This window comes from Nocardia sp. NPDC004340, from assembly GCF_053602575.1.
Map to the genome: position 1 here is coordinate 238218 of NZ_JBSGDW010000006.1, position 18980 is coordinate 257197.

General features: G+C 69.2%; 16 protein-coding genes and 1 tRNA gene. 12 read left to right on the forward strand and 5 right to left on the reverse strand.

The genetic code is table 11. From position 1 onward, the window contains the following. Nucleotides 1-39: 39 nt before the first annotated feature. A complete protein-coding gene (locus ACWEOI_RS25055) occupies nt 40-984 on the reverse strand; it encodes a hypothetical protein (protein WP_452361189.1) in 945 nt (314 codons plus the stop codon). Between the two features lie 173 nt (nt 985-1157). On the opposite strand from ACWEOI_RS25055, the gene ACWEOI_RS25060 reads away from it, so the two are divergent. From ACWEOI_RS25060 to lysA, 6 genes are all read left to right on the forward strand, one after another. After that, the gene (locus ACWEOI_RS25060) at nt 1158-1736 is read left to right on the forward strand and encodes a helix-turn-helix transcriptional regulator (RefSeq protein WP_433671568.1); all 579 of its coding nucleotides are present in this window, start codon (nt 1158-1160) and stop codon (nt 1734-1736) included. Beyond that, nucleotides 1733-3760 carry an oxidoreductase gene (locus tag ACWEOI_RS25065; protein ID WP_433671567.1) on the forward strand — a complete coding sequence of 676 codons (2028 nt, stop codon included), beginning with the start codon at nt 1733-1735 and terminating at the stop codon, nt 3758-3760. Before ACWEOI_RS25060 ends, ACWEOI_RS25065 begins: the two co-directional genes overlap by 4 nt. Next, nucleotides 3760-4344 carry a VOC family protein gene (locus ACWEOI_RS25070; protein WP_452361190.1) on the forward strand — a complete coding sequence of 195 codons (585 nt, stop codon included), beginning with the start codon at nt 3760-3762 and terminating at the stop codon, nt 4342-4344. Before ACWEOI_RS25065 ends, ACWEOI_RS25070 begins: the two co-directional genes overlap by 1 nt. Nucleotides 4345-4441: 97 nt before the next feature. Then, nucleotides 4442-4873 (forward strand): DUF4189 domain-containing protein, encoded by a 432-nt coding sequence (locus ACWEOI_RS25075; protein ID WP_379277241.1) that lies wholly within the window; start codon nt 4442-4444, stop codon nt 4871-4873. Nucleotides 4874-5007: 134 nt separating this feature from the next. Further along, nucleotides 5008-5802 (forward strand): mycolate reductase, encoded by a 795-nt coding sequence (cmrA, locus tag ACWEOI_RS25080; protein WP_357284449.1) that lies wholly within the window; start codon nt 5008-5010, stop codon nt 5800-5802. Nucleotides 5803-5934: 132 nt separating this feature from the next. After that, the gene (gene lysA / locus ACWEOI_RS25085; RefSeq protein ID WP_452361191.1) at nt 5935-7281 is read left to right on the forward strand and encodes a diaminopimelate decarboxylase; all 1347 of its coding nucleotides are present in this window, start codon (nt 5935-5937) and stop codon (nt 7279-7281) included. 11 nt (nt 7282-7292) lie between these two features. On the opposite strand, the gene ACWEOI_RS25090 is transcribed toward lysA, so the two are convergent. Next, the gene (locus tag ACWEOI_RS25090) at nt 7293-9044 is read right to left on the reverse strand and encodes a helicase HerA-like domain-containing protein (RefSeq protein ID WP_452361192.1); all 1752 of its coding nucleotides are present in this window, start codon (nt 9042-9044) and stop codon (nt 7293-7295) included. A gap of 216 nt (nt 9045-9260) precedes the next feature. Between ACWEOI_RS25090 and orn the strand changes: the two genes are divergently transcribed. The 5 genes from orn (at nt 9261) to ACWEOI_RS25115 (ending at nt 13880) form a co-directional block, all read left to right on the forward strand. Continuing rightward, entirely contained in the window at nt 9261-9887 is a 627-nt protein-coding gene (gene orn / locus ACWEOI_RS25095) for an oligoribonuclease (protein ID WP_433671560.1), read from the forward strand. A gap of 66 nt (nt 9888-9953) precedes the next feature. Beyond that, nucleotides 9954-10026 (forward strand) — tRNA-His (locus ACWEOI_RS25100). A gap of 201 nt (nt 10027-10227) precedes the next feature. Further along, nucleotides 10228-11229: an SGNH/GDSL hydrolase family protein gene (locus ACWEOI_RS25105; protein ID WP_452361193.1), complete on the forward strand. Its 1002-nt coding sequence runs from the start codon at nt 10228-10230 to the stop codon at nt 11227-11229. Between the two features lie 12 nt (nt 11230-11241). Next, complete coding sequence (locus ACWEOI_RS25110; protein WP_452361194.1) at nt 11242-12801, forward strand: ArnT family glycosyltransferase; 1560 nt, start codon at nt 11242-11244, stop codon at nt 12799-12801. Between the two features lie 86 nt (nt 12802-12887). Beyond that, a complete protein-coding gene (locus tag ACWEOI_RS25115; protein ID WP_452361195.1) occupies nt 12888-13880 on the forward strand; it encodes an SGNH/GDSL hydrolase family protein in 993 nt (330 codons plus the stop codon). A 16-nt stretch (nt 13881-13896) separates the two neighbouring features. On the opposite strand, the gene ACWEOI_RS25120 is transcribed toward ACWEOI_RS25115, so the two are convergent. From ACWEOI_RS25120 to prpD, 3 genes are read right to left on the reverse strand one after another with little or no spacing between them, the layout of a single operon-like run. Then, the gene (locus tag ACWEOI_RS25120) at nt 13897-15024 is read right to left on the reverse strand and encodes a bifunctional 2-methylcitrate synthase/citrate synthase (protein ID WP_452361196.1); all 1128 of its coding nucleotides are present in this window, start codon (nt 15022-15024) and stop codon (nt 13897-13899) included. After that, nucleotides 15024-15938 (reverse strand): methylisocitrate lyase, encoded by a 915-nt coding sequence (gene prpB, locus ACWEOI_RS25125; RefSeq protein WP_452361197.1) that lies wholly within the window; start codon nt 15936-15938, stop codon nt 15024-15026. Before prpB ends, ACWEOI_RS25120 begins: the two co-directional genes overlap by 1 nt. Further along, nucleotides 15935-17440, reverse strand: a complete 1506-nt coding sequence (gene prpD, locus ACWEOI_RS25130; protein ID WP_452361198.1) for a 2-methylcitrate dehydratase PrpD — start codon at nt 17438-17440, stop codon at nt 15935-15937. Before prpD ends, prpB begins: the two co-directional genes overlap by 4 nt. A 118-nt stretch (nt 17441-17558) precedes the next feature. Here prpD and ACWEOI_RS25135 point away from each other — a divergent pair, with 118 nt between their 5' ends. Further along, on the forward strand, nt 17559-18977 hold the full coding sequence (locus ACWEOI_RS25135) for a short-chain fatty acyl-CoA regulator family protein (protein WP_433671547.1): 1419 nt from the start codon (nt 17559-17561) through the stop codon (nt 18975-18977). Nucleotides 18978-18980: the final 3 nt, after the last annotated feature.

Here is an 18980-nt window from a genome sequence, read left to right on the forward strand (position 1 = left end):
CCCGCACGCGGCTACCGCGGAGCAATGAGGACGGGCGGCTCAGCTGACGGTGAAGCTCAGGGTGCCCGCCGGCTTCTCGCCCTTGGCGGCGTCGAAGGAGAGGGTGTACGGGCCGGTGCCCGGCGACGGGACCAGGAAGACGATGACGTTGCCGGCCTTGTCGATCGTCTGGTTGCGGCCCAGCAGTTCGATGACGGCGCCGCGGAAGTCGGCCACCTCGGTGGACCCGGCCGGGGTCTTGGCGCTGAAGTCGGTATAGGAGATGTTGGTGCCGCCCGCGGCGATGCCCGCGCCGCCGATGAACTTGACCCGCAGCGCCAGCTCCATCTTCCCGGCCTCGTTCTTGGTGTAGCTGGGAGTCAGTGTGGCGCCGGTGATTTCGACCGTCGTCTGATCCTGGGTGAGCTTGCCGGTGATGTTCAGCGTGCGCGGGGCGACGCTCTCGACCTTGGCGTCGGTCTTTAGCGGGAACTTGGTCTGATTCTCCGCGGCGCTGCCGTAGAGGATGGTGATGGTGTCGAGCAGGTGCTCGGGGGTGTCGTACGACTTCACCGAAGCCGTGATATCGCCGGTGGCGGAACCCTTTCCGGGGACCTCGGGGCTGTTCCACCCGGCGCCGCCGTCGATCGCGCCGCCGATCTGGACGGCGGGCACGACGGCGAGCGTCTTGTTGGCGGTGGTGGTGTTCTTGTAGGTGATGTCGACGCGGATCTTCGCGCCGCCGAATCCGTCGGCGGTGACGGTGGCCTGGTCGATGGTGATTTCGAAGCCCTCGTACCAACCGGTCTTGCCGATGCTGCGCAGGAACGCCCGGGTGTCGACGCCACCGGGCTTGGTGGCGCCCGGCTGCCCGGCCCCCTGCGGCGCGGCGCTGACCGACGTCACCGGGACCGGAGTGCCCGTCTTGTCATTGCACGCGGTCATCAGAACCGCGGATGTCGCGATGAGGACTGCCGCCCCCACCGTGGCGAATGTCGAACGCATATCGGCTCCCCTGAGGTTCATCCCCGCCCGAGCATCTCCCCAGGGGCGAGTGGTTCGCTCAGAAATCAGCCCCGCTACCGGCCGCGTTAACCGACACGCCGACGTCTGCGCGCCACACGCGGGCTCTATGCACTGAATTGCATAGTACGTCTCGTAGCAGTTACCCTGGCGGCATGGCCCTCGAACACGCGCTGCTGGTATCGCTGACCGAACGCGCCAGTTCGGGCTACGACCTGGCCCAGCGGTTCGACAAATCCATCGGCTTCTTCTGGCACGCCACCCACCAGCAGATCTATCGCGTCCTCAAGCGCATGGACGAGCAGGGCTGGGTGATCGCCGAGACCGTGCCGCAGGACGGCCGCCCGGACAAGAAGGTCTACACCGTCTCCGACGCCGGCCGCGACGAATTGATCCGCTGGATCGCCGAGCCCGCCGACCTGGAACCGCTGCGCAGCGACCTCGGCGTCAAGCTGCGCGCCGCCTCCCTCGGCGAACCGAGCGTGATCGTCGGCGAGGTGCAGCGCCACCGCGACCAGCACGCCCACCGCCTCGACCTGTACCGCGCCTTCGAGAAGAAGGACTACCCGGCGCCGGATCAACTCACCGGCCCGAAACTGCACCAGTACCTCGTCCTGCGCGGCGGCATCCGCGTCGAGGAGGGGTTCATCGACTGGTGCGACGAAGTACTCGACGCCCTGAAACGCGACACAGCCCGGTCGCAGGCGTCCGACCCGAAAGGCACTCGCCGATGAGCGCGTACCCGCACCTGTTCGAACCCCTGGACCTCGGCTTCACCACCCTGCGCAACCGGGTGGTCATGGGTTCCATGCACACCGGCCTCGAGGATCGCGCCTGGCATACCAACCGGCTGGCCGCCTACTTCGCCGAACGCGCGAAAGGCGGTGTGGGCCTGATCATCACCGGCGGCTACGCCCCCAACCGCACCGGCTGGCTGCTGCCCTTCGGCGCGAAGCTGACCAACAAGACCGAGGCCTACCGGCACCGCGCCATCACCAAGGCGGTGCACGCCGAGGGCGGCAAGATCGCGCTGCAGATCCTGCACGCCGGCCGCTACTCCTACATGCCGACCAGCGTCTCCGCCTCGGCGATCAAGGCCCCGATCAACCCGTTCAAGCCGCGCGCGCTGTCCGGCAAGGGCGTCGAGAACACCATCGACGATTACGCGCGCACCGCCGCCCTGGCCAAGTTCGCGGGGTACGACGGCGTCGAGATCATGGGCGGTGAAGGCTATTTCATCAACCAGTTCCTCGCCGAGCGCACCAACAAGCGCAAGGACAAGTGGGGCGGCTCGCCGGAGAACCGCCGCCGCATCGCCGGGGAGATCGTGCGCCGGGTCCGCAAGGCGGTAGGCCCGGACTTCATCATCGTGTTCCGGCTCTCCATGGCCGATTTCGTGGAGAAGGGCCAGACCTGGGACGAGATCGCCGCCGTCGCCAAGGATGTGGAGGCCGCCGGCGCCACCATCATCAATACCGATATCGGCTGGCACGAGGCCCGGGTGCCCACCATCGTCACCTCGGTGCCGCGCGCCGCGTTCGTGGAGTGGACCGCGAAGGTCAAAGACCTCGTGGACATTCCGGTGTGCGCGTCCAACCGCATCAATATGCCCGAGACCGCCGAGGAGATCCTCACCCGCGGCGACTCCGACCTGATCTCGCTGGCCCGCCCGCTGCTCGCCGACCCCGACTGGGCCCGCAAGGCGCAGGACGCGCGCACCGACGAGATCAACACCTGCATCGCCTGCAACCAGGCCTGCCTGGATCACGCCTTCCAGGCCAAAACCGTGTCCTGCCTGCTGAATCCGCGCGCCGGGCACGAGACCGAGCTGAAGCTGCTGCCCACCCGCCGCACCCGCAAGTTCGCCGTCGTCGGCGCGGGCCCGGCCGGGCTGTCGGCCGCGGTCAGCCTGGCCCAGCGCGGGCACCACGTGGACCTGTTCGAGGCCGACGACAAGGTCGGCGGGCAGTTCGACATCGCCCGCCGCATCCCGGGCAAGGAAGAGTTCAACGAGACCATCCGCTACTTCACCCGGCAGCTCGAACTCACCGGCGTGCGTGTGCATCTGGAGACCCGCGCCACCGCCGAGCAGCTCATCGCGGGCGGCTACGACGAGGTCATCCTGGCAACCGGCGTGAAGCCGCGCATCCCCAATATCCCCGGCATCGACCACCCGAAGGTGCTCACCTACGCCGAACTGGTGCGCGAGGGCAAGCCGGTCGGCAAGAAGGTGGCCGTGATCGGCGCGGGCGGCATCGGCTTCGACGTCAGCGAATTCCTCACCGTCGAAGGGCATCCCAGCCTCAAGCTCGACGAGTGGAAGGAGGAGTGGGGCGTCTCCGACGACCCGACCGTCCCCGGCTTCGTCACCACCCCCGAGCCCTCCCCCGCCGCCCGGGAAGTGGTGCTGCTGCAGCGTAAGTCGTCCGCCTTCGGCAAGGACCTGGGCAAGACCTCCGGCTGGGTGCACCGGGCCGCGGTCAAGGCCAAGGGCGTCGAGCAGATCGGCGGCGTCAACTACGAGCGCATCGACGACCGCGGCCTGCACGTCAGCTACGGCGAGAAGCGGCAGCGCCCGCAGGTCATCGAATGCGACAACGTGATTCTGTGCGCCGGCCAGGAATCCGTGCGCGACCTGCACGAGCCGCTGCAGAACGCGGGCGTGAAGGTGCACCTCATCGGCGGCGCCGACCTGGCCGCCGAACTCGACGCCAAGCGCGCCATCAACCAGGGCACCCGCCTGGCGGCGAGCCTGTAATGCCGAACCTCACCCGCCTGGGTCTGCCCGGCGACGAGCAGTCCTGGGCGGCACTGGGTTTCACCGTCACCGACGGCCGCTTCCGCGTCGGGCAGGTCGAATGCGTTCTGGGCGAAGCGGCCTGGGGCTTCGACGAAACCCACGCCGACCCCGCGACCCTCGGTGTGCCCTGCCTGGAATCGGCGGAGACCCAGTCCGGTGCGGGACACCCCAACGGCGTGACGATCATCGACCACGTCGTCTACTGGGTTCCCGAATTGGACTCCGCCGTCACCGATCTGACCGCCGTCCTGGGGGTCCCACCGCGCCGCCGCTTCTTCCCCCGCGGCCCGGAGGGGCCCGAGATGGCCTTCTACCGCGTCGGCGAACCCTTCATCGAAGCGGTCACCTCCGGCCGGCCGCCCGCCCTGGTCGGCGTCGCCTTCATGACCGCCGATCTGGACGCCGCCGTCGCCGCCATCCGCGCGGCGGGCGGCTCGATCGGCGACCCCAAACCCGCCGTCCAGGGCGGCCGCATCGCGGGGGTGTGGCGCGGCCACGTGAATTGGGGCATCGCGTTCATGGAGCCGAAACCGCGGAATTGACCTATCCACCAACCGATTCAGATGGTCGGCGGTGTCGGACCTTCCTGACATGATCACGAGGCATTTGCTTCAACGATCTTGGGGGAGAGAAATCTCTATGGCTCTGACTCGCAAGGCCGCCCTCGGCCTGGTGGCTTCGACGACCGCGGCGATGTTCGTCGGCGGTATGGGCACCGCGCACGCCGCGGGCGATCTCTACGGCTCGATGGCGGTCGGCATCGACGGCAACTACTACAGCATCGGCACCACCTGGAACTACGAGGATCAGGGCAGCGCGGACGCCGCCGCACTGGAACAGTGCGGCGTCTCCAACTGCTACGTGAAGATCCGCTGGGTGAACGGCTGCGCCGCTCTCGCCAACCGCGACGGCAACCTCTACACCGGCCTCGGCCGCACCAAGGCCATGGCCGAGGCCAATGCCATCGCCGCCAGCGGCCCGGACCCGAGCCCGCTGCTGGTGAGCCTCGGCAGCTCCGAGCCGAGCAGCGTGCACATCACCGATTCGCAGTGCACCGGGAACGCGGGCTGACCAAGCACCGCCGACGCGAACCGCTGCCCGCGCGTTCGCGCTGAGCCCGCGGCGTCGGGCATCCACCCCGCACGGATGCCCGGCGCTCGCACCGGGCTGTCCGCCACCCGACTCCGTGGGTAGGCTGCCATGTCGTGAGCCTGCCTGCACCCACCGCCGACAATCGTGCCGTCGTGACCGGATCCTCCTCCGGGATCGGGGTCGCCCTCGCCGAAGAGCTTGCCTCGCGGGGCTACTCGCTGATCCTCGTCGCCCGGCGCGGCGATCTGCTGGCCGACCTGGCGCAGCGGCTGACCGAGCGGTACGGCATCACCGCCGAGGTGCGCGCGGTGGATCTGTCCGACCGGGACCAGCGGGCCCCGCTGGCCAAGGAGCTGGCCGCCCGCGATATCGCGATCCTGTGCAACAACGCCGGTGTCGCCACCTTCGGCGCGCTCGCCAAGCTGGATCTGGACTACGAGCGCGACATCATGGAACTGAACGCGGTGGCCGTGCACGACCTCACGCTGGCCGTGCTGCCGGGCATGCTGGAGCGCCGCGCGGGCGGCATCCTGATCACCGGTTCCGCGGCCGGCAATATGCCGATTCCGCACAACACCACCTACTCGGCGAGCAAGGCGTTCACCAACACCTTCTCCGAGTCGCTGCGCGGCGAGCTCAAGGGCTCCGGCGTCAATGTCACCCTGCTGGCCCCCGGCCCGGTCCGCACCGACAACCCGGACCAGGAGGAGATGGGCAGCAAGATCCCGGAGTTCATCTGGGTCACCGCCGCCCACACCGCCAAGATCACCATCGACGCGCTCGCCCGCAACAAGATGCGAGTGGTCCCGGGCCTGATCAGCAAGGGTATGAGCATCGCCGGGCAGTTCGGGCCGCGGTCCATCACCTCGGTGGTGGCGGGCGCCGCCTACAAGAAGCTCGGCGGCTGATCAGCAAAACGTCAAGATCGGACCGGGGCTCGTAAAGGGCACGTACCGGACCGGTTCGACCCCCTCGATCAGGCGTAGTCCTGGTGACGGCCCCGCAGAAGAGAAAGCGGGGAGCTCTCACCAGGAGACGCCTTGACGCTGCTCGAGATCTTCCCGTCGCTGCGGGACGGGGGCCTGGTCCCCCGTCTCGACCCGGCCGTCTGGCCGCGCGACACGCACTACGACGCCGACGGGCGCATCACCGTCGGCGGGGTGGCGCTGGCCGATATCGCCGACCAGTACGGCACCCCCACCTACGTCCTCGACGAGGCCGAGGTGCGGGACCGCTGCCGCGCCTACCGCACCCGATTCCCGGACGCCGAGATCATCTACGCGGGCAAGGCCCTGCTCACCCGCGCGGTCGCCGAATGGATCACCGAGGAGGGCCTGTCCCTGGACGTGTGCTCGGCCGGGGAACTGGCGGTCGCGCTGTCCGGCTGGACCGATCCGGAGCGAATCGTGCTGCACGGCAACGGGAAACCGTTCGCCGAACTGGAGACCGCCGTGGGCTGCGGGGTCGGGCGCATCGTGGTCGACTCGCTTACCGAGATCACCCTGCTGTCCGCGCTGGCCGTGAAACCGCAACGGGTGCTGGTGCGCGTCACCCCCGATATCGACATCGACGGGCATCCGGCGGTCCGGACCGGCGTCACCGATCAGAAGTTCGGCTTCCCGATCGGCGGCACGGCGATCAAGGAGGTGGTGGATCGCATTGTGCGGCAACCTAATCTGGAACTCACCGGCCTGCACTGCCACATCGGTTCACAGATCTACAACACCTTCCCCTACGGCGAGGCGGTGCGGCGGATGGTCGCCGAGATGGCCCGCATCCGCGACGAATTCGGCGTCACCCTCACCGAATTGGATCTCGGCGGCGGGCACGCGGTCGCCTACCGCGGCGGGGACGCGGAACTGAACCTGGCCGAACTGGCCGACATCATCGAGGACGCCCTGGACGCGGCGTGCGCCCGGCACGGCTTCCCGCGCCCGCGCATCGCCCTGGAACCGGGTCGCGCCATCGTCGCGCGGGCGGGCGTCACGCTGTACCGGGTGCTGTCGATCAAGCACGTCGAGAACGGCCACACCTATGTGACCGTGGACGGCGGCATGAGCGACAACCCGCGCGTCGCCCTCTACGGCGCGCGCTACGACGCCGTGGTCGCCAACCGGCATCCCACCGGCCCCCAGATGACCGCCACCATCGCGGGCCGCCACTGCGAGGCCGGCGACATCCTGGCCCGCGACATCCGGCTGCCCGTCGATCTGCGCCCCGGCGAGGTGCTGGCGGTGCCGTGCACCGGCGCGTACCACCACAGCCTGGCCTCGTCCTACAACGGCATCGGGCGGCCGCCGATCGTCGCGGTCCGCGACGGCCGCTCCCGGGAACTGGTCCGCCGCGAAACCATCGACGATCTGCTCAGCCGCGATATCGGGCACTGAGCCCGACCGGCCTACCGCCGCCGGGTGCCGAAGATGCTGCGGCTGATCTCGCGCCCGGCCACGGTGGCCGCCGACCGCAGGAAGTTCTTGAACGCCGGATTGTTGACGATCTTCTCCGCCATCGAATCCTCCTCCGGCGCCGGCTTGGCCGAGCGCGAGCTCTTGGCCGCCGCCTCCTGATCGGCCTGCGCGGCGGCGGCCTGGATCTTCGCGGTCAGGATCTCGTACGCCGATTCCGCGTCGATGGTCTGGCCGTACTTGCCGTACAGCGTGGACTGCTGTGCGCGGGAACGGATCGCGTCGTCGCCGATGGTGTCCATGAGCGAGCGCGGCGGCTGCATGCGCGCCCAGGCGACCGGGGTCGGCGCGCCCTTCTCCGACAGCACCGTCACCACCGCCTCGCCGATGCCCAGCGAGGTGAGCGCCTTCTCCAGGTCGTAGGTGGCGGTCTTCGGGTAGGTGCGCACCGTCTTCGACAGCGCCGCCTGATCCTCGGGCGTGAAGGCGCGCAGCGCGTGCTGGACGCGCGCACCCAGCTGGGAGAGCACCGCATTGGGGATGTCGGTGGGCAGCTGGGTGCAGAAGAAGACGCCGACGCCCTTGGAGCGGATCAGCTTCACCGTCTGCTCGACCTGGTTCAGGAACGCCTTGGACGCGCCGTTGAACAGCAGGTGCGCCTCGTCGAAGATGAACACCAGCTTGGGTTTGTCCATATCGCCGACCTCGGGCAGGGTCTGGAACAGATCGGCCAGCACCCACATCAGGAACGTCGAGAACATCTGCGGCCGCGCGGCCTGCGCGCCCAGCTCGAACAGGGTGATCACGCCCTGCCCGCCCGCGCTGCGCATGAGGTCGGCCGGATTCAGTTCCGGCTCACCGAAGAAGGTGTCGCCGCCGTCGGCCTCCAGGTTCACCAGCGCGCGCAGGATCACGCCCGCGGTCTGCGCGGAGACGCCGCCGATGCCCTTGAGATCCTCCTTGCCCTCCGGGCTGGTGAGGTACTGGATGACCGAGCGCAGGTCCTTGAGGTCCAGCAGCGCCAGGCCCTGCTGGTCCGACCAGTGGAAGATCAGACCGAGGGTCGACTCCTGAGTCTCGTTGAGCCCCAGCGCCTTACTGAGCAGGATCGGCCCGAACGAGGTGATCGTCGCCCGGATGGGCACCCCGATCCCGCCGGTGCCGAGCGAGACGAATTCACACGGGAACCCCTGCGGCTTCCAGTCCGCGTCGCCGGTCTCCTGGGCTCGGGTCAGCAGCTTCTCGTTGGACTGGCCGGGCTGCGCCAGCCCGGACAGGTCGCCCTTGATGTCGGCCACCACGACCGGCACACCGGCCGCCGAGAGCTGCTCGGCGATGCCCTGCACGGTCTTGGTCTTACCGGTACCGGTGGCCCCCGCGATGAGTCCGTGCCGGTTCATGGTCTTCATCGGGATCCGCACCCGCGCGTCGGGATGCACGGTGCCGCCGACGATCACGGTGCCCAGCTCCAGCGCCACCCCCTCCATGGCGTACCCGGCGGCGATCTCCCGGGCGGCGACCTCGTCCTTGCTCGTCGGATCGGCATCGGCGGCAGCCACTTTCGCCGTGCCCGCGGCCTTGCCGTCCGCATCCGCCGCAGGCGCAGCCGCAGCCGCGGTGGCGGCCTCCTGCGCGGCGGCCTCCTGTTCGGCGGCTTCGGCCGCGGCCGCCGCTTCGGCCGCGATCCGCGCCGCCTCCTCGGCGGCCTTCCGAGCCGCCGCTGCCTTCTCCTGCGGGGTGGTCATCGCGCTTCCTCCGTCTGCCGTGCCGACCGCTCAGAAACTGCCCGACCCACACGCCATCCGCTCGCCGCGCGTGAGATTCGACCGCAACGATACTGCTCGATCGCACGTCCGAGCGGCCTCGACGCGGGTTGCCCACGGTTAACCAATCGGGTTCGGGCCGCGCGGACGGTCCGACGCAAACCGGGTGGGGGTCGGGCGAAGAGTTAGTGTTTGGCGGTGACCGACAAGTACGTGGTGTGGATGGACTGCGAGATGACCGGGCTGCGGCTCGACAGCGACAAGCTGATCGAGGTGGCCGCGCTCGTCACGGACAGTGACCTCAATATTCTCGGCGAGGGTGTGGACATCGTGATCCACGCCGACGACGCCGCGCTGGCCGCCATGCCGCCGGTGGTGACCGAGATGCACGCCAAGTCGGGGCTCACCGAGGAGGTGCGGCGGTCGGCCGTCACCCTCGAGGAGGCCGAGCAGCAGGTGCTCGACTACATCAAGCAGTACGTGCCGACGCCGCGGACCGTTCCGCTGGCGGGCAATTCGATCGCCACCGATCGCGGGTTCATCGCGCGCGACATGCCCGCGCTGGACGCGCACCTGCACTACCGCATGATCGATGTCAGCTCGATCAAGGAACTGGCCCGGCGCTGGTACCCGCGGATCTACTTCGGTCAGCCCGAGAAGGGGCTCGCGCACCGCGCGCTGGCCGATATCCAGGAGTCCATCCGTGAGCTCCAGTACTACCGCCGCACCGCGTTCGTTCCGGCTCCCGGCCCCTCCACGGCCGAGATCGCCGCTGTCGCCGCCGAATTGACGCCCCCCGCGCAGCCGCCCGTAAACCCCTCCTGAACAGCCGATTAGGTACTCGCAGCGGCGACACGTTAAGCTCTAGCGCGCCGGAAGTTACCGGCAATGGTGGCTGTAGTTCAGCTGGTAGAGCACCAGGTTGTGATCCTGGGTGTCGCGGGTTCGAGTCCCGTCAGCCACCCTTATCGGCCCAGGCCAGAGAATATTCTCTCGCCTGGGCCGAACTGCGTTGTGGGGTAGATGACGCCCCTTCGCCAGGTGCGAATCGCTTGCTTGCCAACCAAGTGAAATGCAGTTACTTTGCTTTATCTGTCAGTTGCTGTGGGCTGCATCATAATCGTGCCCCGTTCGGCATGGCTGTGGCTCGATGAGGATTTTGCACTTGACCAGTTCCTGGACAACCGGCCGGGCCGTACTCCTACCCCGGCTGGCCGTCGCCATGGGCGTCCTGGCCGCCGCGGTATCCGCCGGCACGGCCGAGGCCGAACCCGCCCCGGCACCCGGCCGCCCGCTCGTGGTGCTCGGCGACTCCTACAGCGCGAACCCGTCCTGTGACGTGGTGCTGACCAAATGCGACAACCCGGACAGCACCGGGCTGCGGGCCTGCCTGCACGGACCCTCCTCATGGCCCGTCCAGCTGAGCGCCCTGATGGGCGTCGAGGCCGCGGACGTCGTGAACAACTCGTGCTCGAGCGCGTCCATCGACACCGGCCCGGTCACCTCCACCGGCGAGCAGGTGCCCGGTCGCGGCGGCTACACGCTGGCGCAGCTGGCCCTCGACGCCGCGCAGAACGGCGCGTTCGGGCCGCGGACCCGGGTGGTGACCATCCAGCTCGGGTTCAACGACTCCTGGCCCAAGGACGCGACCCTCTCCGCGGATGTGAACAGGGTGTTCACCTGTGTGACCGACCTCGTGCACGGCTGTGACGACGCCGCCGTGGCCGAGGGCCGGTGGCCGGACTACACGGCCATCACCGGGACGGCCTACGCCGACCGCGTCCGCAAGGTCGTCGACTACGTGAAGTACTACGCCCCGAACGCGAAGATCGAACTGATCGGTTACCCCGAGATCGCCCCCGAGGGCGCGACCGAGTGGTGCGCGGACATCCTCGGCTTCGTGCACTGGGTCCAGCCGCGGGCCGGAGCCATGGTCGCGTACTGGAACCGGCTGCAGACCGCGCAGCGCGAGGCCGCCGGAATCCTGGGCGTCGACTTCATCGACCTGAAGCCCGCGACCGCGGGACACGGCCTGTGCGCCGCCGACCCGTGGTTCAGCAACTTCCTCGATCCCCGGCAGAGCCCGTCCGCCTTGCCTTTCCACCCGTCGCCGCGCGGCGACACGGCCGTGGCCGCCACCATCCACAGCCACCTCGCGTCGCACTGACCCGGAGAAGCAATGACGCTCACCATCACCCCTGAATCCGAGGCGACGACCGCGCCGCCGCAATTCGCGTGGCGCGGTGTCCTGTTGGTCTCCGGCCTGATCACGCTGGTCTGGTCGGTCTCGGCGTTCCGGTTCCAGCTGGCGGGCGACGAGCTGTACTACCTGGCGTGCGGTCGCCGCCTGGCGGTCAGCTATGTCGACAACGGCCCGCTGATCCCGGTGATCGCGCGGCTGGCCGACGTGCTCGCGCCCGGATCGGTGATCGCGCTGCGGATCCCCGGATTGCTGCTGCTGCTCGCGGTGTCGGTGCTGACCGCCGCGGTCGCCTACGAATGCGGTGCGCGGGAACGGTTCCAGCTCCTCGCCGCCGCGGGCTACGCCGCCTCGCCGTTCATCTTCGCCTACACCGTGCTCGACAGCGTCGCCATCGATGTGGCGTTCCAGGCGTTGATCATCTGGCTGCTGGTCCGCTGGGTGCGCACCCGCCGCGACCGCCTGCTCGTCGCCGCGGGCGTGGCGGCGGCGATCGACGTGCAGGACAAGTGGCTGGTGCTGATGCTCGGCGCCTGCGTCGGCGCCGCGATGCTGGTGGCGGGTCCGCGGGAGATCCTGCGCCGCCCGGCCCTGTGGCTGGGCCTGCTGATCATGGCGGCGGCCATGACCCCCGCCCTGCTGTGGCAGGCCTCCCACGACTGGCCGCAGCTGGCCACCAATGCCGCGATCGCGCACGAGACCGCGCAGAGCGACGGCGGCCAGTGGGGCACGGTGATCGCGATCCTGGTGGTCACCGGCTTCCTCGGCGGCGGTCTGGGCGTGCTGGGCCTGTACGGCCTGGCCCGGGATCCGAAGCTGCGGCCGTACCGCTTCGTGCTGGTCGCGGCGCTGCTGATGGTGGTGCTGGTGGTCGCGAGCCACGGCCGGTCTTATTACGTCGCCGGGATCATTCCCGCGATCTTCGGCGCTGGCGCGATGGTCCTGTCGGGCTTGTTCGACACCGCGGGTCCGCGTCCGGCGGCCGTACTGCGGCGTGTCTTCACCGGATTGACCGTTCTCACAGCGATTTTGATGGCCGCCCTGGCCACGCTCCCCTACCCGAAGAGCTGGATCGACGTCCCCAACACCAGCAAACTGGGCTTCCTGCAGCACTACGGCAACGACGACTGGGCGGACCTGGCCGACGCCGTGGAGAAGGTGGCGGCGGGTCTGCCGCCCGAGGAGCGGGCCGCGACCGCGGTGGTCGCGGAGGCCTACAACGAGGCCGGCGCGCTCGACCACTACGGCAAGTTCCAGTCGATCCCGCCGACCTACAGCCCCAATCGCGGTTTCGCCGTGTGGGGTCCGCCGCCGGACTCGGCCACCACCATCCTGTGGGTCGGCTACAACGACAGTCCGGAGCAGCGGGCGTTCCTCGCGAACTTCGGGCAGAAAACCCAAGCGCTGCACATGGTCGACGAGCTCGGCATCGCGGGCCAGAACCATCACGTGAACATCTGGATCCTGCGCGAGCCGCTGGTCCCGCTGTCGGTGGCCTGGCCGAAGCTGACCTACATGATCGTCCCTCCGGCCTCGTGAGCACTCTGTCGGCCTGGTGAGAACACTGTCGGTCTCATGAGCAACACTGTCGGTCTAGCGCAACGTTTCCGCTGGGGAGGATTTGCATGTTGAGTTTCACGACCAAGGGCGCGTCGCTGCGGCTGGCCGCCGTCGCCGCGGTGCTCGCCGCCGCGGGTTCGGTGGGCATCGCCGGGGCCGACGAACCGGCCCCCGCGCAGGGTCGCACCCTTGTCGTACTCGGTGATTCGTTCGCCGCGAACCCGGCCTGCGACGGGGTCCTGGTCAAATGCGACGGCAACAACGACGCCGCGGCGCACGAGTGCCTGCACCGCGCCACCTCGTGGCCGGTCCAGCTCAGCGCGCTGATGGGCGTCCCCGCAGCCGATTTCGAGAACGCGACCTGCACCAACGCCTCCATCGACAGCGGCCCGGTCACCTCGACCGGCAAGGAGATCCCCGGCCGTGACGGCTACACCCTGTCGCAGCTGGCGATCAAGGCGAGCAAGAACGGCGCGTTCGGCCCGCGCACTCAGGTGGTCGCGATCCAGCTGGGCGCCAACGACTCCTGGCCGCGCGACTCGACCAATGTCGCCGACGCCCCCAGCCAGTTGCGCTGCGCGCTGAACATGAGCCAGGGCTGCGACGCCGACGCCATCGACAAGGAGCACTGGCCCGAGCTCGACACCATCACCGGTGCCGCCTACGCCGACCGCATCCGCAAGGTCGTCGAGTACGTGAAGTACTACGCGCCCAACGCGAAGATCCAGCTCGTCGGCTATCCCGAACTGGCCCCGGCCAATTCGAACACCTGGTGCCTCGACGTCCTCGGGACCTTCCGCTACATCCAGCCCCGCGGCGGCGCCGTCAACGCCTTCTGGAACCGCCTCGACGACGCCGAACGCGATGCGGCCCAGCTCCTCTCGATCGACTTCGTCGATGCCCGCGTCCCCACCGCCGGACACGGCCTGTGCGCCCCCGACCCGTGGGTGCTGGCCGCCCTCGACCCGAAGGTCAACCTGGTCGGCCTCCCCTTCCACCCGACGCCGCGCGGCGACACCGCCGTGGCCGCCGAGGTCTACAGCCACCTCGGCCGCTGACCCGGTAGCGGACGGTTCAGCCCGCCACGACCGATCGTGGCGGGACGCCGACGTATTCGCTCAGCGGCCGGATCAGGGCGTTGGATTCGCTCTGCTCGATGATGTGGGCGGCCCAGCCGGTGACGCGGCTCATCACGAAGATCGGGGTGAACGCCTCGATGTCGAAGCCCAGCAGGTAGTAGGCGGGGCCGGTGGGGAAATCGAGGTTGGGCCGGATGCCGGTGGCCTCGGCCATGGCGTGTTCGAGGGCGTCGTACACGCGGATCCAGGTGTCCCCGCCGGTGGCGGCGGCGATGTCCAGCAGCGCGGCCCGCATGGTCGGCACCCGGGAGTCACCGTTCTTGTAGACGCGGTGGCCGAAGCCCATGACCTTCTCCTTGCCCGCCAGCTTGTTCCGGAGCCAGGTCTCGGCTCGGGCGGGATCGCCGATCTCGAGCATGTCGTGCATGACGGCCTCGTTCGCGCCGCCGTGCAGCGGGCCCTTGAGCGCGCCGATGGCGGCGGTGACCGCGCTGTAGATGTCGGAGCGGGTGGAGGTGACCACGCGGGCGGCGAAGGTGGAGGCGTTGAAGCTGTGCTCGGCGTAGAGGATCAGCGATATCTCGAAGGCCCGCACCAGTTTCGGCGCGGGCGCCGCGCCGAAGCACATGGTCAGGAAGTTCTCGGCGAAGCCCAGGTGCGAGTGCGGCGCGATGGGATCCAGGCCGTGCCGGCGGCGGTGGTCGGCGGCGATGATGGTGGGCAGCACCGCCATCATGCGTAATGCCTTGGCGCGGTTGGCCTTCGGCGAGTTGTCGTCCTCGGCCGGATCCTCCGCGCCGAGGTAGCTGATCGCGGTGCGCACCACGTCCATCGGGTGGCAGTTCTCGGGCAGTTTGTGCACCAGCGCCAGCAGCGACCGGTCCGCCCGGCGGGCCGCGCGCTCCTGTTGCAGGAACCGCTCCAGCTGGGCGTCGGTGGGCAGTTCGCCGTACCACAGCAGGTAGGCGACCTGTTCGAAACCGCAGTGGGCCGCCAGGTCCTGGACCGCGTAGCCGCGGTAGGTCAGCGAGTTGGTTTCCGGCACCACCTTGGAGATCGCGGTGGTGTCGACGACGACGCCGGTGAGCCCCTTGTGGACGGCGCGTATCGCGGTCTCCGTCATCACTGGTTCCTTCCCAAGGTGAAATTGAAGATGTCGGAATCGAATTCGTTGTAGCGCTCGTAGTCGAGGAGCTCGTAGAGGCGGCCGCGGTGCTGCATGCGATCCAGCAGCCCGGACTGGGTGCCGGTGGCGGCGATCTCCCGCAGCCCGGTCTCGGCGGCGAACATGGCCAGCCGCAGCGTGGTCACCGGGTAGATGACGGCGTTGTAGCCGATCGATTCCAGCGTGGACGCCGCGATCAGTTCGGACTTGCCGAACTCGGTCATATTGGCCAGCAAGGGAATCGAGACGGCGGCCCGGAACTTCTCGAAGTCGGCCGGGGTGTGCAGCGCCTCGGTGAAGATCAGGTCCGCGCCGGCCTCGGTGTAGGCCCGGGCCCGGTCGACGGCGGCGTCGAGGCCCTCGATCCCGGCCGCGTCGGTGCGCGCGCAGATCACGAAATTCGGGTCCCGCCGGGCGGATACGGCCGCGCGCAGGCGGCGCACCATCTCCTCGACCGGGACCACCGCCTTGCCGTCGAGGTGGCCGCAGCGCTTCGGATTGACCTGGTCCTCGAGGTGCAGCCCGGCGATTCCGGCGTCCTCCATGACGGTGACGGTGCGGGCGGCGCTCATCGGCTCACCGAATCCGGTGTCGGCGTCGATGAGGACGGGCAGGTCGGTGACCCGAGCGATCTGCTGCCCGCGCCCGGACACCTCGGTCAGGGTGGTCAGCCCGATATCGGGCAGGCCCAGATCGGCGGACAGCACCGCGCCCGAGACGTAGACCCCTTCGAAGCCGATCTCCTGGATCAGCTTGGCCACCAAGGGATTGAACGCCCCGGGGAACCGCTGGATCGTGCCCGATGTCAGGCCCGCCCGGAACGCGGCGCGCTTGTCGGCGGCCGAGGCGGCCGCGGCGATCAGGCCGGTCATCGGAACAGACCCCGCGGCGAGCGGGGCGCGCGGGCCAGCACGTCCGGCGAGACGGTGAAGGTGAGTTCCGGCAGCTCACCGGCGGACAGCTCGCCCGCCCGCTGGACCACCTCGAGGAAGCGGTCCTGCTCGGCGGGTTCCACGACGCCCTCGGCGAGGGTGCGGAATTTCGCGATGTACTGGTCGCGGTCGAAGGGCCGCGCGCCCAGGGGATGCGCGTCGGCGACCGCCAGTTCGTCCACGATGACTTCGCCGCTCTTCAAGGTGATCTCGGCACGCGCCCCGAATGCCTTCTCGCTCGGGTCGGTGGAGTGGTAGCGCCGCGTCCACTCCGGATCCTCGGCGGTGGAGATCTTGTTCCACAGCGCGATGGTGTCCGGGCGTTGCGCGCGCTCGGGCGCGTACGAGCGCTCGTGATGCCAGGCGCCGTCCTGGAGGGCGACCGCGAAGATGTACATGATCGAGTGGTCGAGGGTTTCGCGAGAAGCCCCGGGATCGAACTTCTGCGGATCGCCCGACCCGGTGCCGATCACGTAGTGGGTGTGGTGGCTGGTGTGCAGCACGATCGTGGCGATCCGGTCCAGGTCGCCGATCCGCTCGCGCATCCGGCAGGCCAGGTCGATGGGGGCCTGGCTCTGGTACTCGGCCGAGTGCTCCTTGGTGTAGGTGTCGAGGATGCCGCGCTTGGGTTCGCCGGGTCCGGGCAGCGGCACCGAGTACTCCGCGTCCGGACCGCCCAGCAGCCAGGCGATCACGCCGTCCTCGCCCTCCCAGATCGGCGCCGGCGCGCCCTCGCCGCGCATCGCGCGATCCACCGCTTCCACGGCCATCTTCCCGGCGAAGGCGGGGGCGTAGGCCTTCCAGCTGGAGATCTCGCCCTTGCGGGACTGCCGGGTGGCGGTCGTGGTGTGCAGGGCCTGGCCGACGGCCTGGTAGATGATCTCGGCATCGAGGCCGAGCAGCGTGCCGATCCCGGCGGCGGCAGACGGGCCCAGGTGTGCGACGTGGTCGATCTTGTGCTCGTGCAGGCAGATCGCGCGGACCAGGTCCACCTGGATCTCGTAACCCGTTGCCAGACCGCGGATCAGGTCGCGGCCGCCGCGGCCGGTGTGCTGGGCGACGGCGAGGATCGGCGGGATGTTGTCGCCCGGGTGCGAGTACTCCGCGGCCAGGAAGGTGTCGTGGAAGTCCAGCTCGCGCACCGCGACTCCATTGGCCCAGGCCGCCCATTCCGGCGAGTAGGAACCGGGCGCGCCGAAGACGGTCGCGCCCGGTGTGTACGGATGGGCCAGGGCCTGGGCGCGAGCATTGGCGACGGGTCGCCGGGTGAGGGATGCCGCCGCGACCGCCGCGTTGTCGATGAGCCGATTGACGATCATCCGTTCGACGTCGGGGATGACCTCCACCGGATCGGCGGCGACCTCGGCGATCCGCCAGGCGAGGTGTCCCGCGCGGGGGAAATGCTCCGCGGAGCGGTGGGTGCGGACGGGATGGTTCTTCATATTTCGCACGGTACACAGCGGCTACGGGCCGGGAAATCCCTTGCAAAAGCCTATTTTTGCGGAACAGGAACCCTGAATCGGTGAAAGTTGTGAAAGCTCGGATTGCTAGATTGAGCGCATGCAGAAGATGTACGCGGGCGCGCGCCTGCGCGCCTTGCGGGAGCGCCGGGGCCTGTCGCAGTCCGCGCTGGCCAAGACGCTCGAGCTCTCGGTGAGCTACATCAATCAGCTCGAGCACGACCAGCGCCCGCTGACGGTCCCGGTGCTGCTGCGCCTGAACGCCCGCTTCGACCTGGACATGGGCTTCTTCGCCGCCGACACCGACGCCCGGCTGATCGCCGACCTGCAGGACGTGTTCGCCGAGGATCCCGAGGGCGCCGACATCACCACCGCCGAGATCGACGACCTGGTGGCCCGGGTGCCGGCGGCCGCGCGGGTTCTGGTCGGCCTGCACCGCCGCCTGCGCGGCGCCACCGAGCAGATGGAACGCGTCTCCGCCGGAATCGACGGCGACGCGGGCGAATCCGCCGCGGCCATGCCCTACGAGGACGTCCGCGACTACTTCTACGATCGGCGCAACCACATCCCCGAGCTCGACACCGCGGCCGAGCAGCTGTTCGACCGCAATGGCCTGAGCCTGGGCGGACTCGACCTCCAGCTGACCCGGCTGCTGCGCGAGCAGCACGGCATCGCGGTGCTCATCCGCACCGACGATCCCAGCGATCCGGGCCCCAAACGGGTCTTCGACCCCGACAGCCGCGTGCTGACCCTGGCGCGGCGGCTCACCGCCGGTCAGCGCGCCTTCCAATTGGCCACGCAGCTGGCCTTTCTCACCCAGGCCGAGGTGATCGCCGACCTGATCGACGCGACCGACACCATGCCCGAGAACTCGCGCGGCCTGCTGCGCACCGGGCTCGCCAACTACTTCGCCGGAGCCTTGATCCTGCCCTACACCCGCTTCTGGGACGCGGCCGAATCCCTGCGCTACGACATCGAACTGCTCGCCGCCACCTTCGAGGTCGGCTTCGAGACCGTCTGCCACCGCCTGTCGACCCTGCAGCGGCCCGGCAAGCGCGGGGTGCCGTTCTTCTTCGTCCGCACCGATCGCGCCGGAAACATCTCGAAACGCCAGTCCGCCACCGCCTTCCACTTCTCCCGGGTGGGCGGCAGCTGCCCGCTGTGGGTGGTGCACGACGCCTTCTCCACGCCGGGCAGCATCCGCACCCAGATCGCCCGCATGCCCGACGGCCGCAACTATCTGTGGCTGGCGCGCACCACCGACGAGAAGACGCCCGGATACCTGTCCCCCACCCGGGATTTCGCCATCGGGCTGGGCTGCGACCTGACCTACGCGGACAAGCTGGTGTACTCGCACGGCCTGCCCGTCGACGACCCGCGCACGGCGGTGCCGATCGGCGCGGGCTGCAAGGTCTGCGAGCGGACCGACTGCGCGCAGCGCGCGTTCCCGCAGTTGGGCCGGCCGATCCGGGTGGACGACAACAGTTCCCGGACCATCCCGTACGCGCCGATCACCTGACCG

Bases quoted from the DNA above. Each gene is read 5' to 3' on its own strand.
- ACWEOI_RS25055 (WP_452361189.1), bottom strand. From the start codon at position 984: ATGCGTTCGACATTCGCCACGGTGGGGGCGGCAGTCCTCATCGCGACA.
- ACWEOI_RS25060 (WP_433671568.1), top strand. From the start codon at position 1,158: ATGGCCCTCGAACACGCGCTGCTGGTATCGCTGACCGAACGCGCCAGT.
- ACWEOI_RS25065 (WP_433671567.1), top strand. From the start codon at position 1,733: ATGAGCGCGTACCCGCACCTGTTCGAACCCCTGGACCTCGGCTTCACC.
- ACWEOI_RS25070 (WP_452361190.1), top strand. From the start codon at position 3,760: ATGCCGAACCTCACCCGCCTGGGTCTGCCCGGCGACGAGCAGTCCTGG.
- ACWEOI_RS25075 (WP_379277241.1), top strand. From the start codon at position 4,442: ATGGCTCTGACTCGCAAGGCCGCCCTCGGCCTGGTGGCTTCGACGACC.
- ACWEOI_RS25090 (WP_452361192.1), bottom strand. From the start codon at position 9,044: ATGACCACCCCGCAGGAGAAGGCAGCGGCGGCTCGGAAGGCCGCCGAG.
- ACWEOI_RS25110 (WP_452361194.1), top strand. From the start codon at position 11,242: ATGACGCTCACCATCACCCCTGAATCCGAGGCGACGACCGCGCCGCCG.
- ACWEOI_RS25115 (WP_452361195.1), top strand. From the start codon at position 12,888: ATGTTGAGTTTCACGACCAAGGGCGCGTCGCTGCGGCTGGCCGCCGTC.
- ACWEOI_RS25120 (WP_452361196.1), bottom strand. From the start codon at position 15,024: ATGACGGAGACCGCGATACGCGCCGTCCACAAGGGGCTCACCGGCGTC.
- prpB (WP_452361197.1), bottom strand. From the start codon at position 15,938: ATGACCGGCCTGATCGCCGCGGCCGCCTCGGCCGCCGACAAGCGCGCC.
- prpD (WP_452361198.1), bottom strand. From the start codon at position 17,440: ATGAAGAACCATCCCGTCCGCACCCACCGCTCCGCGGAGCATTTCCCC.
- ACWEOI_RS25135 (WP_433671547.1), top strand. From the start codon at position 17,559: ATGCAGAAGATGTACGCGGGCGCGCGCCTGCGCGCCTTGCGGGAGCGC.